The following is a 14,828-nucleotide window of genomic DNA, read 5'->3' on the forward strand; positions in this document are numbered from 1 at the left end:
CGAGCGCTGAGGGCGAAGCCTATGGCACATCACCTTTTCGCGATGTGCCGCGCTCGCCAGCTTGATGGAAAACAGTGGGAAAAGAAGAATGGTACAGCTGCCTGGTCTCGAACCAGGGACCTTCGGATCCACAATCCGACGCTCTAACCAACTGAGCTACAGCTGCACGGTTCCTCGAAACGGGCGCAAACTAGTCTGAAGACGTTTGTATTTCAACAGGAAAAGGCCGGCTCTCGCGAGCAGGCCTGAAGCTTGCAAATAGCCTTTGAAATCAGGCCGCGAGCGCCTTGCCGAGATCGCCGAAGGACTTCAGCATGCTCTCCTGCGCCGGTTTCACCGTCTCCTGGGCGAGGCGCAGCGAGAGCTCGGTGAGTTCGCTTGCCTGGCGCGAATAGGCGGCGAGCTGGTCGCGGGTGAATTCCTGGTTGAGGGTCAGGAACTCGCTCGGATCCTTCACCGCGAAGGCCATGCGCATATAGGTGAAGGCCGAATTCATGTTGGTCTGCGCGATTTCCATGGCCTTCAGCTGGATGTCGGCGGCGCGTGCCTTGAAGGCCCCGGCGACGGCATCGACATACTGCATGTTGGAATGGGCGAGATCGCTGGCCTTGTCGAAGGCCGCCTGCGCCTGGTCAACCGAGTTCTGGGCGAACTGCGTGACCTCGGCCGGCATTTCGGTCGCGGGAGTCTGCACGATCTTCAGCTTCTTGCTCATGTCACATCTCCTTTAAGGCAGGCTTGCGGGCCGCCAGTGACCTGGAGGCTTTGTGCCGCCAATCGAAGCGAATTGATTCGATCAAAGTGAGCACAAAGGCTCAAAAACATGTAATCTGGATTGCAACCCTGGCGGGAAACGCTCGAGATGGTAGGATGATAGGCCTCATCATTGTGCGGCGCAATATAATTTTGCGACGCAGCAGGAGCTTGTGGAGAACTGCCAGACGGGACGTGAACCCAAGTGAGTCGCCCGCTACACTATGTGGAGGCCCGTTAAGCTTAATGAATGATGGATGAATTGTACTCATTTAACATTGCTTTATAGACAAACTGCCGGGGCGTGCGATTCTGCGTGCACGGTGTCGAGCAAGGGGTCGCAGGCTGCCATGTCTGCGGCGAAATGAGTGAATCAGGCGGTCTTACCAACGCTGGAAGATTTGCGGGCCATTTCCCAGCCATCCTGGTTGTGGGACAGCGATCGCGCGCGCATTGTCTGGGCCAATAAGGCCGGTATCGCTTATTTCGGCGGCGAGACGTTGTTCGACCTTCTCGACCGGCCGTTCGAGCGCACCGAGCCCGGGGTCGAAAATCTCACCGCCCTTTCCCGCCGCCTGAAGCGCGGCGAATTCCGCAAGGCGCTCCTGCACTTCCCCTCGACCGGCAGCGCCACGGCCTTGTCCTGCCACTGCGGCCTGCACACCTTGCCCGACGGGCGCACCGGCATTCTGGTCGCCGGCCTCGCTGAAGTCGAAGGGACCGCCAGCCAGTCGGGCGAATTGGCCCGCGCTTTCAGCGACCTGCCCTTCCCCGCCTTGCTCCTCTCGCAAGGCACCGTCGTCTTCGCCAACAGCGCCGCCGAACGTCTTTTTGCGCCAGAGCAGCGCCGCTTCGCCCACCGGCTTCTGGGGGGCGTCGAAGCGGCGGAGGAGTTCCAGCAGCGCGTGACCTCGGCCGGCACGCTGGGCATGACCCGCAGGCTCGACACGCTTTATGGCGAGCGCGAGATCCGCCTGACCGCCAAGATGCTTCCCGCCGAGAAGGGCGCCGACCCCGCTATCCTGCTCATTTGCGAGGATGTCACCGATCGCCGGGCGCTCGAGCGTCATCTGGGCGGTAGCGCCGAGGCCGCGGCTGTTCCGGCTGCCCCGCCGGCAGGCGAGTCCATGCTGTCGCCGCAAGACGCCCAGACCTTCGAGGCCCTCGGCAGATCATTGCGCGCCGAGAAGCAGAAATCCGCCGAACCCGTCCCGGTGAATGTTCAGGTCGTGCCGATCCGCATGCCCCCGGGGCTGCCACCGGTCGTCACCCGTAAGATCGATTCGTTCGCCCATCCCGTCATCATCGTGCAGGACGGGAAGATCCAATACGCCAACCCGGCCGCACTGAAGCTCCTGCGCTACAACGGCGTCGAAAGCCTGCGCGACAAGATCGTCTTTTCCGGCCTGCCGCCGCGCGGCACCAGCACGGCGAAACTGGTGACCGGCGATGGCGCCGCCATCACCGTCGATCTGACCATCCTTCCCATCGCCTGGCGCAGCGGACCGGCCTTGCAATTGACCCTCGCCGAGATCGCCCCGGCCGTCGAAGTCCCGGCGGAACCGGCGCCTGTGGCCCCGTCCTCATCACCCAAGGCGGAAGCGCCCCCGTCTCCTCGTCTCGCTGCGGTGCCGCCGGCCCGCCCCACCATTGTCGCAAAGCCCCTGCGCGACGAGCCCAAAGCGGAACTTGTCATCGACCTGCCGCGCGAGGTTCCCCCGTCACCTCTCGCCGCGCCGGCGCCCGAGCCGGCGGCAGCCGCGCCCGAACCTCGAAAAGCGGAAGCGCCGGCGCCTGAGCCTTCGCCCGCGTCCCAGGCCTTGTCGGACGAAGACGAGGAACTGCGCAACATCCTCGACACCGCGGCCGACGGCATCATCACCCTCGACCAGAACGGCACCATCCGCAGTTTCAGCGCGGGCGCGGAGGCGATCTTCGGCTATCGCACCGCCGAGATCGTCGACAAGCCGCTGGCCACGCTGCTCGCCCCCGACAGCCGCCGGGTGCTGCGCGACTACCTGTCCGCGTTGCAGGGACCGGGCCTCGCCGCCGTGTTCAATGACGGGCGCGAGGTGACGGCGGTCGTCAAGCAGGGTGGTGACGTTCCCCTCTTCCTCACCATCGGCCGCCTGCATTCGACGCGCGAGAACGGCGCCGCTTTCTGCGTGGTGCTGCGCGACATCACGCAATGGAAGCGCACCGAGGCGGAATTGCGCGATGCCAAGGATGCCGCCGAGCAGGCGAGCCGCCAGAAGTCCGAGTTCCTGGCCAAGATCAGCCATGAACTGCGAACCCCCCTCAACGCCATTCTGGGCTTCTCCGAAGTCATGCGCATGGAGCGCTTCGGCGAGATCAAGAACGACAAGTATCGCGGCTATGTGAACGATATCCATGCGAGCGGCGCCCATCTGCTTTCACTCATCAACGATCTGCTCGATCTCTCCAAGGTCGAAGCCGGCAAGCTCGAGCTGAACTTCACCTCGGTCGCCCTCACCGAGGTCATCGACCAGGCGGTCAAGATGGTGCAGGAACAGGCGACCGCGGGACGCGTCATCCTGCGCCGCACGATTCCCGGCGATCTGCCCAATGTCGTCGCCGATCAGCGCTCGATGAGCCAGGTGATGCTGAATCTCCTGAGCAACGCGATCAAGTTCACCGATCCGGGCGGCCAGGTGATCATCTCGGCGCATTTGACCAAGGCGGGCGAATTGAAGCTTCGGGTGAAAGATACCGGCCTCGGCATGACGGAAGCCGAGATCAAGGAAGCGCTCGAGCCTTTCCGCCGCATCACCACCGATGGCCGCAACGTGCCGGGCACGGGCCTGGGGCTCCCGCTCACCAAGGCGCTCGCCGAAGCCAACCGCGCCCAATTCGAGATATCGAGCGAGCCACGCAAGGGCACCATGGTCGAGATCACATTCCCGACCACCCGCGTCCTCGCGGCTTAGGTTCTGCGGACATTTATCGCAGCCACAAGGCGATTGCAGCGAGAGTAACGACGGCGATATGGTTTCGTGCGATCTTCTCGTATCGGGTGGCGTCGCGGCGGATTGCTGGGAATGATGGCTGTAGATCGCGCCACGGCGTGATGCCCAAGATTATCTCCCAAAAGGCAGTCTTGAATCACAGTTCAAATGATTTGAGAATCCCAAGAGTCCACAGAACCTGGAGCGCTTCCCGCGAAAGTTGCTCGACTATCGCGACAAGGAAGCGCTCCAGATATATGTAATCGAGCCTTTTTATCCCGCTTTGATCGAATCGATTGATTCGATCAAAACGGGAAAGGCTATAGGCCGTGCACTCATAACCTCGGCACGTCGGCTTTCCCCCCGATAACCGACATGGAGCGGACATTGATCGAGGCCCGATGGGGCCATGTGTGGACGGCTCCGGGCTGTCAAGGTTCTTTTGCATGTCGCAGCGCTGGTCGTAGCAGCCATGTGTTCGGCCTTTGAGCGCGGCTCATAGGGCCGCTGGCCATAATGCCTTCCGCGGATCAGGTCCCGGTCAAAAGCTCGCATTCGACAATGCTGTGGCCCATGTGGGTTGTCCTGATCGCCGGATCGACCGGTTCTGCGTTACCTGCTGTCAGTCCTTTCCAGCCTTCACATCACGCCGTTGCCGGCGCGATCTCGTCCAAAGTCGCCGTGCCCTAGCGAGCCAGCGCGACGGGTTCCCTGTAACGCTCGCCCTTGGCCATCATCGCCCAGGCCATGCGGGCAATCTTGTTGGCGAACGCGATCGCGGCCACCTTTGTCGGCCGCCGCTCCAGCAGCTTGGCAAGCCATGGCCGATGCTTGGTGCCGTGGATTTTCGCGTATCGGATCACCGCCAACGCGCCAGCACAGAACAGCGAGCGCAGGTATCGATCGCCCTGTTTGGTGATATTGCCAAGCCTCTCCCTGCCTCCACTGGAGTTCTGCTTCGGCACCAGCCCAATCCAGGCTGAGAAGTCGCGTCCCGAGCGAAACGCCCTCGGATCGGGAATACTGGCGACCAGCGCGGTTGCCAGCGCCGGACCGACCCCGGGGAGTTCGTCGAGCCGACGGCTGGTCTCGTTTGAGCGATGCCAGGCGTTGATATGCTGGTCGAACGTCAGGATCTGCCGCTTCAGCTGCCATAGTTGACGGCCCAGTGCCTCCAGGCACTCGCGCGCAATCTCGGGCACGCGTCCATCGTCGGGATCGGCAACCACATCGAGCAGCTTCTCGACGCCATTGCGGCCGACTGGTGCGACAATGCCAAACTCGGCAAGGTGGGCGCGGATCGCATTGATCAGCGCAGTCTGCTGGCGAATGAACAGATGCCGCGTACGGTGGAGCATCAGACAGGCTTGCTGGTCGGGTGTCTTGGTCGGCACGAACCGCATGCTTGGCCGCTGCACCGCCTCGCAAATGGCCTCGGCATCGGCCGCATCGTTCTTCTGGCGTTTCACATACGGCTTCACATAGGCCGGCGGCATCAATCGAACCGTGTGCCCGAGTGCCTGCAACTCGCGCGACCAGTGGTGCGAGGACGCGCATGCCTCGATACCAACCACACAAGGCGAAAGCTTCCTGAAGAAACCGAGAACCCGTGACCGCTTGAGACGCTGGCGAATAACCCCCTGGCCGTCTGCGTCAATGCCGTGAACCTGGAAAACAGACTTCGCAATGTCGAAACCGATTGTCGTCACCGCTTGCATATCGAGCTCCTCCGAATCGTGGTCACCTTTTGGCCACCAATCCTATGGCACTTGCGCACCAGGTGGAGGAGCCGTCCACAGCATCAAATGCGGACATATTGTGCGCTGCCAACCGGTCAAATGGTGTAGTGGCAGCAACTCAAATGGTGTAGTTGCAGCAACTCAAATGGTGGCCATTTCACAAACAGAGCAGAAAGGGGTTCGCGCTCCACGAGCCGGTCCAAATCGGCGATGACAGATCCATCTCATTTGACTGATCTCGCTGCTGTGCAGGCGCTGCAATCATGTCAGTGTCGACTGTGCCGCCATGCGATCATTGCGCCGGCACTATCGCTTGGTCAGCTTCCGGTCTGCAATCGCTTCACGGCATCGGGTGATATCGGCCCACATGTCAATCTCGACATCGTCGAATGTGAAAGCTGCGGCCTGATCCAATTGAGCGAGACGCCCCCCATCGATGCGCTGATCCCGCGACTGCCTTGGATTCGCTATCGAGAACCCGAAGGCCATCTTGACCGGCTGGTCCGCGAGTTGCTGGCTTTGCGCCCGATTGCCCGTCGTGCTCTGGGCACTGGTCCGTTCGAGCAGCCGCTCTTGTCGCGTCTGACCGCGCGCGGCCTCACCACCCAAGAACTCGCGCTCGATGCGGCCCCGGCCGAGGGACGATATCCCTATCTGGAAAGCTGGCAGGCCAGTCTGAACGAGTCTCGTCTTTCGACGGCGGCCGCACAGCTTGGAACCTTCGATATCGTCTCCTGTCGCTACATCGTCGAGCATTCTCCCGCGCCGGTGGCGGCACTTGTCGCGCTGAAGCAGCTTCTAAGCCTGAACGGTCTTCTTCTGATCGAGGTCCCCGATAGCAGCAAGTTCCTTGCCGCAAACGACTATTGCTTCCTATGGGAAGAACACAGTTGCTACTTCGTGAAAGAAACGCTGCGGCGCCTCGGAGAGGCGGCCGGCTGCCGGATCATTGCTTTGCTGCGCTACCCCGGCGCGCTTGAGGACGTTCTGGTGGCTGTCATGGAGGCCGGAAACGCGCCTACCCCAGTCCGCCCGGCTGTCGGCCCCTCCAGCCTGTTCCAGGTCTATCGCGACGGTTTTGCGTCTACGCGGACAGCTCTGCAAACCAGGCTCGCGCATGCCGCCGGGCCTGAACGAGACGGGATCGCCCTGTTCGGCATCGGGCACCACGCGATAATGTTCGCCAACGCGTTCGGGGTCGCTCCCGACATCGCGCTGGCGGTAGACGACGATGCCGACAAGGCCGGCTTTTTTCCCCCAGGCTTCCGCGTGCCCGTGGTAAGTTCCGAACGGCTGCTGGCTGATGGGCGGATCAAAACCTGCCTGTTTGCGGTGGCCCCCCATATCCAGGCCAAGGTACGAGATAAGCTCGCCTCCCTCGCCGCACGTGGGGTACGATTTCACTCTATCTATGCGGCGCTCGACGATTCGATCGTGAAGGAATTGGCCCATGGCCCTGGTTCAGAAATCTCCTGAGGTCTTCCTCGCCGAGGGTCCGATTTCCGAAGTCGGACCGGCGGAACTCGAGACGCTCAAGGCCGCCGTGAAGGCCAGCGCCAAGCGGCGCGCCCGTATCAACGCCCATGTCGACGGCGAGGATACGCTGCACGAGATGATTATCGCGATCGATGCGAGCTCCTACATCCGCCCGCACAAGCATCCCGGCAAAAGCGAAGCTTTCCACGTCGTCGAAGGCCAGGTCGATATCGTGGTGTTCGCGGACGATGGCGAGATCGAGCGGATTGTTGCGCTCGGACCTCCCGGAGGCACGCGCCCTTTCTATTACCGGATGTCGCATGCCTTCTTTCACACGCTGATCATCCGCAGCGATCTCCTGATCGTGCACGAGATCACCAATGGTCCGTTCCGGCCCGAGGCCACCGTGTTCGCCGATTTCGCCCCCGACGAGCGCGATGCCGACGGGGCCGAGGCGTATCAGGGCGACCTGATCCGGCGCGTCGCTGCGTTGCAAGGAACCGCGGCATGAGCGTGCAGCACGCCGTCGTCGTCGGCGGCACCCGCGGCCTCGGCCGGGTCGTCGTCGAACGCTTCCTGGCCCGTGGCTGCGGGGTCAGCGTCGTGTCGCGGCAGCGGCCGGCCGACTTTCCCAAACAGACCGGCTTTCGTCATTTCGCGGCCGATCTGGAACACACCGAGGGATTTGCCGGGCTCTGGAACCGGATCGCCGAGGCCGGCGGCCCCGTTAACTATCTGGTGCTGAGCCAGCGTTTCCGTGGCCAGGGCGACCCCTGGGCCGGTGAGATCCAGGTCGGACTTACCGCCTCGCGCGACCTGATCGAAGGATTTGCCGCGCATTTCACCGAAACCGGCGATCGCGCGATCGGCATTGTCAGCTCGGTCTATGCCGAATTCGTCGGCAGCTCCCAGCCGGTCGGCTATCACGTCGTCAAGAGCGGCCTCAACGCCATGGTCCGCCATTACGCCGCCACACTTGGGCGGCGCGGCATTCGTGTCAACGCCATCATGCCGCTGACCTATCTGAAGCAGGAATCGCGTACCTTCTACGAAACGAACGAGAAGCTCATGGACACCTATCGTCGCCTGGTACCGCTGGGCCGGCTGGGAACCGCCGAGGAATCGGCCGATGCGCTGAATTTCCTGTGCAGCGAGCGCGCCTCCTTCATCAACGGACAATGCCTGTTTCTCGACGGCGGGGTCTCCGTGGTCTGGCCCGAAGAGGTCGCCAAGTCCTTCGCAGGCCTGTAAAACCCGCCCGCGATTCCCTGTCGGTTGTGAATTTTCCTGTGAGGATTACCTAGCTATGCAGCACGTCAAGCACAAGACAGATTGCCGCCTGTGCGGATCGAGCTCGCTCGACCACGTCCTGCCGATCAGGCCGTCGGCGATCGGCGACGCCTTCATCCCGGCGGACCGCCTGGACGAACCGCAGGACCTCTACCCCCTTGACTGCTACCTCTGCCTCGATTGCGGGCACCTGCAGAACCTTGATGTCGTCGATCCCGACATCCTGTTCCGCGATTATACCTACCGCACATCGGTGTCACTGGGCCTGGTTGAGCACTTCAAACGCTATGCGCATTCGGTCGTCACCGGTCTTTCGATTCCGAAAGAAAGTCTTGTCGTCGAGATGGGCAGCAATGACGGATCGCTCCTGAAGGCCTTCGGGAACGAGGGAATGCGCGTCCAGGGCATCGACCCTGCGCGCAACATCGCGGCCGCCGCAACCGCGGACGGCATCCCGACGCTCCCGGACTTCTTCACCAGCGCTTTGGCGGCGCGCATCAAGTCCGAACAGGGCGAGGCCAAGCTGTTCTGTGCCAACAACGTCTTCGCCCATATCGACAACATGTCTGATGTCGCGAAAGGCATCCGCCTGCTGCTCGCCAATGACGGCGCCTTCGTGTTCGAGGTCTCCTATATCGTCGACATGATCGACAACATGGTGTTCGACACGATCTATCACGAGCATGTCTCGCACCATGCCCTGATCCCGCTGGAGACGTTCCTGAACAAGCACGACATGACGCTGTTTCATGTCGAGCGCACGGCTACCAAGGGCGGTTCGATCCGCGCCTTCGCGCAACCCAAATCGACCGGCGCGCGGCCGCGCTCCGACGAACTGTCGAAGCTCTTTGCCGAAGAGGAGCGGCGCGGCATCACGAAGCCCAAAATCTATCAGGACTGGTTCGTGGCGATCGAGCAGCGCAAACGCAAGGTTCTGGCCTATCTCGACGAGGCGATCGCCGCGGGCAAGACGGTTGCCGCCTATGGCGCTTCGACCACCACGACGACCCTGCTCTATCACTTCGAACTGGAAGGCCGGATCAAGTTCATCGTTGATGACAATCCGCTCAAGCAAGGACTTTTCAGCCCGGGTGCACACCTGCCCGTGCTGCCTTCCAGCGAACTTTCGGCGAAAATACCCGATGTGGTGGTGATCCTCGCCTGGACCTACGCCGAGCCGATCCTGAAGCGCAATCAGGCCTATGTCGATGCCGGCGGCACCTTCATTATTCCGCTGCCGCAGCCCCGGATCGTCGGCCGCGAGGGCGACGCGGCGCTCTGAAGCGCCGGACCAGACACCAGACGATAGCGCTGACCAGCGACGCTTCACCTGCGTAAAGGGGCGCTCGCCACCTTCCCCGCAAGGGGGACGGTGATGCTTGTACGAGCCCGTTTACAATGTGAGAAAGAGAGAGCCCGTCGAGCCCCGCCTCCTCAGCTCCTCAGCTCCACCAGATCCTTGTAAAAATCGAGGGCCTCCGGATTGGCGAGCGCCTCCTTGTTCTTGACCACACGGCCATGCACGACATCGCGCACGGCGAGCTCGGTGATCTTGCCGGACTTGGTGCGTGGAATATCCTTCACCGCGACGATCTTCGCCGGCACATGGCGGGGCGATGCGCCCTGGCGCACCTGCTGCCTGATTTTCTGGACGAGCGCATCGTCGAGCGCGGCTCCCTCGCGCAGGCGCACGAACAGCACGATGCGTACGTCATTGTCCCAGTCCTGGCCGATGGCCAGCGCCTCGATGACCTCGGGGATGCGCTCGACCTGCGCGTAGAGTTCCGCCGTGCCGATTCGCACGCCGCCCGGATTGAGCGTGGCATCCGAGCGGCCATGGATGATGATGCCGCCATTCGCCGTCCATTCGGCGAAATCGCCATGGCACCAAATATCGGGGAAGCGGGCGAAATAGGCATTGTGATATTTCTCGCCGCTCTCGTCGTTCCAGAACATCACCGGCATCGAGGGGAACGGGCTCGTGCAGACGAGCTCACCCTTCTCGCGGCGTATGGGCCTGGCCTCATCGTCATAGACATCGACCGCCATGCCGAGCATCGGTCCCTGGATCTCGCCGCGCCAGACCGCAGACAGCGGGTTGCCGCCGACGAAACAGCCGCAGATGTCGGTGCCGCCCGAAATCGAGGCGAGATGCAGGTCGCGCTTGATGTCCCGATAGACGAAATCAAAGCTCTCCGCTGCGAGCGGCGAGCCGGTCGAGAACATCGTGCGCAGCTTGTCGAGCCTGTGGGTCTCGCGCGGCTTGAGGCCTGACTTCTTCACCGCGTCTATATATTTGGCTGACGTGCCGAACAGCGTCATGCCTTCCTCGTCGGCATAGTCGAACAGCACGCGCTCGCTGGGCGCGAAGGGCGAACCGTCATAGAGCAGCAGCGTGGCGCCGGTGGCGAGCCCGCTCACCAGCCAGTTCCACATCATCCAGCCGCAGGTGGTGAAATAGAACAGGCGGTCGCCCGCCTTCACGTCGGAATTGAACAGAAGCTCCGAGAGATGCTTGAGCAGAATGCCCCCCGCCCGGTGCACGATGCATTTGGGAATGCCAGTGGTGCCCGAGGAATAGAGGATATAGAGCGGATGATCGAAAGGCAGCTGCGCGAACTTGATCGGCTCGGGCTCCTTGCGCGAGATATAGTCCTCATAGGCGACGGCACGCGGCATGGTGCGCGAAATGTCGGTCGCCTGGCCGATATAGTCGATGATGACGGTCTCCTCGACGCTCGGCAGCTCCTTCAGGACGGCTGCCACCTTGTTGGCGATCGGGATCGTCTTGCCGTTGTAGTAATAGCCGTCGCAGGCGACGAGAAAGCGCGGCTTGATCTGGCCGAAGCGATCGAGAATGCCGCGCTCGCCGAAATCGGGCGAGCAGGACGACCAGATGCCGCCGAGCGAGGCCACCGCCAGGAAGGCGACGATGGTTTCAGGCATGTTCGGCACGATGGCCGCCACACGGTCGCCGGGCTTGAGGCCGGCCTTGGCGAACGCATGATGAAGTCGCGCCACGGCGTTGTTGAGCTGGCGCCAGCTCATCGTCTTCCTGACCTTGTCCTCGCCGCGGAAGATCAGCGCCGGCGTGTCGTCGGATCTGACCAGGAGGTTCTCGGCATAGTTCAGCCTGGCGTCAGGGAAGAATCGGGCGCCCGGCATCTTATTCCCGTCGACCAGCACCCGGTCTCCGCGCTCTGAAGCCTTGACCTTGGCGAAATCCCACACCGCGCTCCAGAATTTCTCCGGCTGCCGCACCGAAAAACCGTGGATATCCGCATAGGTCCGGAACGGGCCCGAGCCTTCGGTTTTCGCCATATGGGCTGCGAAAGCCGCGAGATTGGACCCCGCTTGACGCCCCGCATCCGGTGTCCACAATGGCTCGGCAGTCGGCATCAATCACCTCCCTTTGATTATCCGGCACGATCATGCCGCATTTCCGTGCTCCCAAGGCGCCGAATACGGCCCGCAAGTCAACCCTTGACTTGCGCGCCGCAATTTCCTGCAAGGAAACGATGCGTAAGATCATACTGGCCTGCCTCGCTATCACCGCCGTCCTCATCGTCGCGGCGGGCACCTTCCTGACCAGCCGGATCCGGACGGTCTCCGCCGATCTGGCCGAGCGGGTCGAGAGCCACACCGGCGTGGCGGTAGCCTCTTCCGGCCTGCCCGGCGTCTCCTTCTGGCCACGCTTCGCGGTCACCCTCGACAATGTCGTCCTTCCCGCGCCCAAGGGCATGACCTCCGGCCCGCTCGCCACGATCGAGGCCATGCATATCGTGCCGGAGGATGGCCTGTTCGGCTGGGGAAAAAACGGCATCGCCGAGATCGTCCTCGAACATCCCAGCATCAACCTGATCATTAGCGCCGATGGGCGGGCCAACTGGAACTATGACGCGAAGGCCAGCGCGGGAGCGCCGGACGGCCTTCCCTTGCGCATCGTCAATGGCCGCATCGCCTTTCTCGACGAGCGCACCGGCACCGCGGTGGCGCTCGCTGATGTCGAAGCCCAGACCGCGCTGTCGGGTCCCGCCGACGAATTGACGGCCAAGGGCGCCTTTGTCTGGAACGAGCGGCGGGCCAGCTTCACGCTCTTCGTCAAATCGCCGCAGCGCATCGCCGAGGACGGCTCGCCCACCGATGTCACCTTGCAGGCGCCCGGACTTTCTTTCCAGTTCTCCGGCCGCACCGCCCTCGTCAAAGGCTTCGAGCTCGACGGCCAGGCCGGGATCAAGGGCACCGACCTCGCCATGGCCGCATCCTGGTTCGGCGCGGCGCTGCCGGCCGGCATGGACGGCGCCCGCTTCGACCTGGCGGGAGCGATTGATTCATCGGCGCGGGGGCTGCTCTTCACCAACGCCCAGTTCATGCTCGACGACATGCGCGGCCAGGGCGATGTCGGTCTGGCGTTTGGCAAGGGCCGACCTAAGCTCGACGCCGACGTTGTCGTCGACATGATTGATCTCACCCGCTACAGCGCGACATCGGCGGCGGCGAGTACGGCCTTCCTCGCCAACCCCTGGTCGTCGGCGCGCCTCGATCTCTCCGCCTTGCGCAGCCTCGACGCCATCCTCAAGGTCGGCACCAATGCCTTCGCCTATGGCGCCTTTCGCACCGGTCCGGCCGAGCTCAGCGCCAATGTCACAGACGGCCTTCTCGATCTGAAGATCGCCAAGGCGACATACGCCGAAGGCACCCTCGATATCGCCTTGAAGATCGACGGCAAGGCAGACACCCCCGCCATCGAATTCAGCGCCAATGGCGAAGGCATCGCCGCCGACAAGGCCCTGCTCGCCGCCTTGGGCTTCGGCGACATGCACGGCCGGCTGTCTCCGAGCCTCTCGCTCCAGGCCAGCGGCGAAACGCTCGCCGACCTCGTTTCGACGCTCAAGGGCCACGCCTCGTTCCGTACCGTCGGCGGCAGCCTCGCCGGCGTCGATCTGTCCGGCGTCTTCGGCAAGGTCTCGACGGCGATTATCGAGGGTTGGAACCGTGACGACCGCCAGAGCACCGCTTTCGACGCGTTGTCGGCTACTTTCGCCATTTCCGACGGTATTGCGGAGACCAGCAATCTGGTCCTGACGAGCCCGACGCTTACCTTTACCGGCAAGGGCGAAGTGGATCTCCTGCGTCAGGCGCTCGATCTCAAGGTCGATCCGCAACTGGCGGTTGCCGCCTCGCCTTCGGCGACAGCTCCGGCTGCCCCGCAACGCGCCACCTTCCCGGTCGCCATCCAGGTCAAGGGTCCGTGGACGGCGCCGCGCATCTATCCGGACATGCCCGGCATTCTGGAGGATCCGGCGGGCGCCTATGCGGCGCTCAGGAAGCTGGGTCTCGTTTCGCCGGATTGAACGGCAGAGTCATTCTTGGCAAACTGGGGCCACGATGATCCGAGTGCAGGACAGAGCTTTTGATGCGGCGGCCGAGCTGAAGGCGTTTCAGGCCGTCAACCGCTCGAGCGGCGCCACCGTGATGTTCATCGGCACGGTGCGCGAGCTGAGTGAGGGCGCCCGCATCGACCGCATGACGCTCGAGCATTATCCGGGCATGACCGAGAAAGCGCTGGCCGGGATCGAGGCAGAGGCGCGCAAGCGCTGGCCGCTGGAAGCGAGCCTCGTCATCCATCGCTACGGGCCGCTCGAGCCGGGCGATGATATCGTCCTGGTGCTCACCGCCTCCTCTCACCGTCAGGCCGCCTTCGAGGCCTGTGAGTTCCTGATGGACTGGCTCAAGACCATGGCTCCCTTCTGGAAGCTCGAAGAGACCGCCGGCGAAACGCGCTGGGTCGATGCCAAGGACAAGGACGATCAGGCGGCGCGGCGCTGGGACAAGCCGTGAACTACCGCCGGCTTTGGCGCAGGCGGCCTTCGCAGCCGCCGCGCCCTTTGTGGCGCAGCCTGCTCGACATCGGCATTTTCGTCTTTGCCGCCGTTGTCGTCCTGCTCGCTATCCGCATCTTCAATCAGGTGACCCTCACCCCGGGCACCGCCGACGTCATCGACGGTGATTCCTTCCGACTGGGCAAGGACGAGATCAGGCTCAATGGCATCGACGCGCCGGAATATCGCCAGGTCTGCCGGGACGGCAGCGACCGCCAGTGGAATTGCGGGCGCGCCGCAACGGACGCCCTGCGCCGGCTCGTGACGGGTCGCGAGGTCGGTTGCACGGGTCTCGATGCCGACCGGTATGGCCGCCTCGTCTCGCGCTGCACCGCCGGCCGCATCGACCTCAACGCCGAAATGGTCCGCCTCGGCTGGGCTATCGCCTATACGCGACATAGCGACGACTATGTGGATCAGGAGGCGGAGGCGCGCCGCCAACGGCGCGGCATCTGGCGCGGCAGCTTCGACCTGCCGGAGGACTGGCGCGAGATTCACCGTCCGCATTTCGATCGCGCGCCGCATGATTAGAGCGGCCTCCCCTTCTCCCACCTGCGAGAGGAGAAGATGGCGCGAAGCGTGGGATGGCGATGCTCAGTCCGGGCGCTTACGGAAGAGCGCGAGCGCAGCGCAGGGCTTATGCACCGTCCACGGGCAGGTTCGCCGGCGGGGAAACCACTTCTGGCGTCAGATGCGCCCAGCCAGCGCGTAAGTGACAAGTT

Annotated in this window: 11 protein-coding genes, 1 tRNA gene and 1 pseudogene; 8 read left to right on the forward strand and 5 right to left on the reverse strand. The window is 63.1% G+C overall.

The genetic code is table 11. From position 1 onward, the window contains the following. Positions 1-89: 89 nt before the first annotated feature. A tRNA-His gene (locus G5V57_RS33080) sits at positions 90-166 on the reverse strand. Positions 167-271: 105 nt separating this feature from the next. After that, a complete protein-coding gene (locus G5V57_RS33085; protein WP_165173399.1) occupies positions 272-715 on the reverse strand; it encodes a phasin family protein in 444 nt (147 codons plus the stop codon). Positions 716-1,154: 439 nt separating this feature from the next. On the opposite strand from G5V57_RS33085, the gene G5V57_RS33090 reads away from it, so the two are divergent. Then, positions 1,155-3,701: a PAS domain S-box protein gene (locus tag G5V57_RS33090; protein ID WP_165173400.1), complete on the forward strand. Its 2,547-nt coding sequence runs from the start codon at positions 1,155-1,157 to the stop codon at positions 3,699-3,701. Positions 3,702-3,714: 13 nt separating this feature from the next. Here the strand turns inward: G5V57_RS33090 and G5V57_RS33095 are convergent. Continuing rightward, a pseudogene (locus G5V57_RS33095) lies at positions 3,715-3,801 on the reverse strand (IS5/IS1182 family transposase); the annotation flags it as partial. A 604-nt stretch (positions 3,802-4,405) separates the two neighbouring features. Further along, positions 4,406-5,437 carry an IS110 family transposase gene (locus G5V57_RS33100; protein ID WP_165165892.1) on the reverse strand — a complete coding sequence of 344 codons (1,032 nt, stop codon included), beginning with the start codon at positions 5,435-5,437 and terminating at the stop codon, positions 4,406-4,408. Between the two features lie 249 nt (positions 5,438-5,686). Here G5V57_RS33100 and G5V57_RS33105 point away from each other — a divergent pair, with 249 nt between their 5' ends. Genes G5V57_RS33105 through G5V57_RS33120 form a run of 4 tightly spaced genes read left to right on the forward strand, consistent with a single transcriptional unit; the run spans position 5,687 to position 9,506 of the window. Continuing rightward, positions 5,687-6,934 carry a class I SAM-dependent methyltransferase gene (locus G5V57_RS33105; protein ID WP_246737461.1) on the forward strand — a complete coding sequence of 416 codons (1,248 nt, stop codon included), beginning with the start codon at positions 5,687-5,689 and terminating at the stop codon, positions 6,932-6,934. After that, positions 6,909-7,445 (forward strand): WbuC family cupin fold metalloprotein, encoded by a 537-nt coding sequence (locus G5V57_RS33110; protein WP_165173403.1) that lies wholly within the window; start codon positions 6,909-6,911, stop codon positions 7,443-7,445. Before G5V57_RS33105 ends, G5V57_RS33110 begins: the two co-directional genes overlap by 26 nt. Then, entirely contained in the window at positions 7,442-8,185 is a 744-nt protein-coding gene (locus G5V57_RS33115; RefSeq protein ID WP_165173405.1) for an SDR family NAD(P)-dependent oxidoreductase, read from the forward strand. The genes G5V57_RS33110 and G5V57_RS33115 overlap by 4 nt, the downstream gene beginning before the upstream one ends. A gap of 55 nt (positions 8,186-8,240) precedes the next feature. Next, the gene (locus G5V57_RS33120; protein ID WP_165173407.1) at positions 8,241-9,506 is read left to right on the forward strand and encodes a class I SAM-dependent methyltransferase; all 1,266 of its coding nucleotides are present in this window, start codon (positions 8,241-8,243) and stop codon (positions 9,504-9,506) included. A 152-nt stretch (positions 9,507-9,658) separates the two neighbouring features. Here G5V57_RS33120 and G5V57_RS33125 read toward each other — a convergent pair whose 3' ends face one another. Continuing rightward, positions 9,659-11,623, reverse strand: a complete 1,965-nt coding sequence (locus G5V57_RS33125) for an acetoacetate--CoA ligase (protein WP_165173409.1) — start codon at positions 11,621-11,623, stop codon at positions 9,659-9,661. A 119-nt stretch (positions 11,624-11,742) separates the two neighbouring features. Between G5V57_RS33125 and G5V57_RS33130 the strand changes: the two genes are divergently transcribed. The 3 genes from G5V57_RS33130 to G5V57_RS33140 are packed head-to-tail and all read left to right on the forward strand — an operon-like array spanning position 11,743 to position 14,637. Then, complete coding sequence (locus tag G5V57_RS33130; RefSeq protein ID WP_165173411.1) at positions 11,743-13,578, forward strand: AsmA-like C-terminal region-containing protein; 1,836 nt, start codon at positions 11,743-11,745, stop codon at positions 13,576-13,578. Between the two features lie 34 nt (positions 13,579-13,612). Further along, positions 13,613-14,065 carry a molybdenum cofactor biosynthesis protein MoaE gene (locus tag G5V57_RS33135; RefSeq protein WP_165173413.1) on the forward strand — a complete coding sequence of 151 codons (453 nt, stop codon included), beginning with the start codon at positions 13,613-13,615 and terminating at the stop codon, positions 14,063-14,065. After that, complete coding sequence (locus G5V57_RS33140) at positions 14,062-14,637, forward strand: thermonuclease family protein (protein WP_165173415.1); 576 nt, start codon at positions 14,062-14,064, stop codon at positions 14,635-14,637. Before G5V57_RS33135 ends, G5V57_RS33140 begins: the two co-directional genes overlap by 4 nt. The last annotated feature ends 191 nt before the right edge of the window (positions 14,638-14,828 follow it).

The organism is Nordella sp. HKS 07, assembly GCF_011046735.1.
In the GTDB taxonomy this organism is placed as follows: domain Bacteria; phylum Pseudomonadota; class Alphaproteobacteria; order Rhizobiales; family Aestuariivirgaceae; genus Taklimakanibacter.

Coding starts and splice junctions, on each gene's coding strand:
- G5V57_RS33100 (WP_165165892.1), bottom strand. CDS start 5,437: ATGCAAGCGGTGACGACAATCGGTTTCGACATTGCGAAGTCTGTTTTC.
- G5V57_RS33135 (WP_165173413.1), top strand. CDS start 13,613: ATGATCCGAGTGCAGGACAGAGCTTTTGATGCGGCGGCCGAGCTGAAG.
- G5V57_RS33085 (WP_165173399.1), bottom strand. CDS start 715: ATGAGCAAGAAGCTGAAGATCGTGCAGACTCCCGCGACCGAAATGCCG.
- G5V57_RS33130 (WP_165173411.1), top strand. CDS start 11,743: ATGCGTAAGATCATACTGGCCTGCCTCGCTATCACCGCCGTCCTCATC.
- G5V57_RS33110 (WP_165173403.1), top strand. CDS start 6,909: ATGGCCCTGGTTCAGAAATCTCCTGAGGTCTTCCTCGCCGAGGGTCCG.
- G5V57_RS33115 (WP_165173405.1), top strand. CDS start 7,442: ATGAGCGTGCAGCACGCCGTCGTCGTCGGCGGCACCCGCGGCCTCGGC.
- G5V57_RS33120 (WP_165173407.1), top strand. CDS start 8,241: ATGCAGCACGTCAAGCACAAGACAGATTGCCGCCTGTGCGGATCGAGC.
- G5V57_RS33125 (WP_165173409.1), bottom strand. CDS start 11,623: ATGCCGACTGCCGAGCCATTGTGGACACCGGATGCGGGGCGTCAAGCG.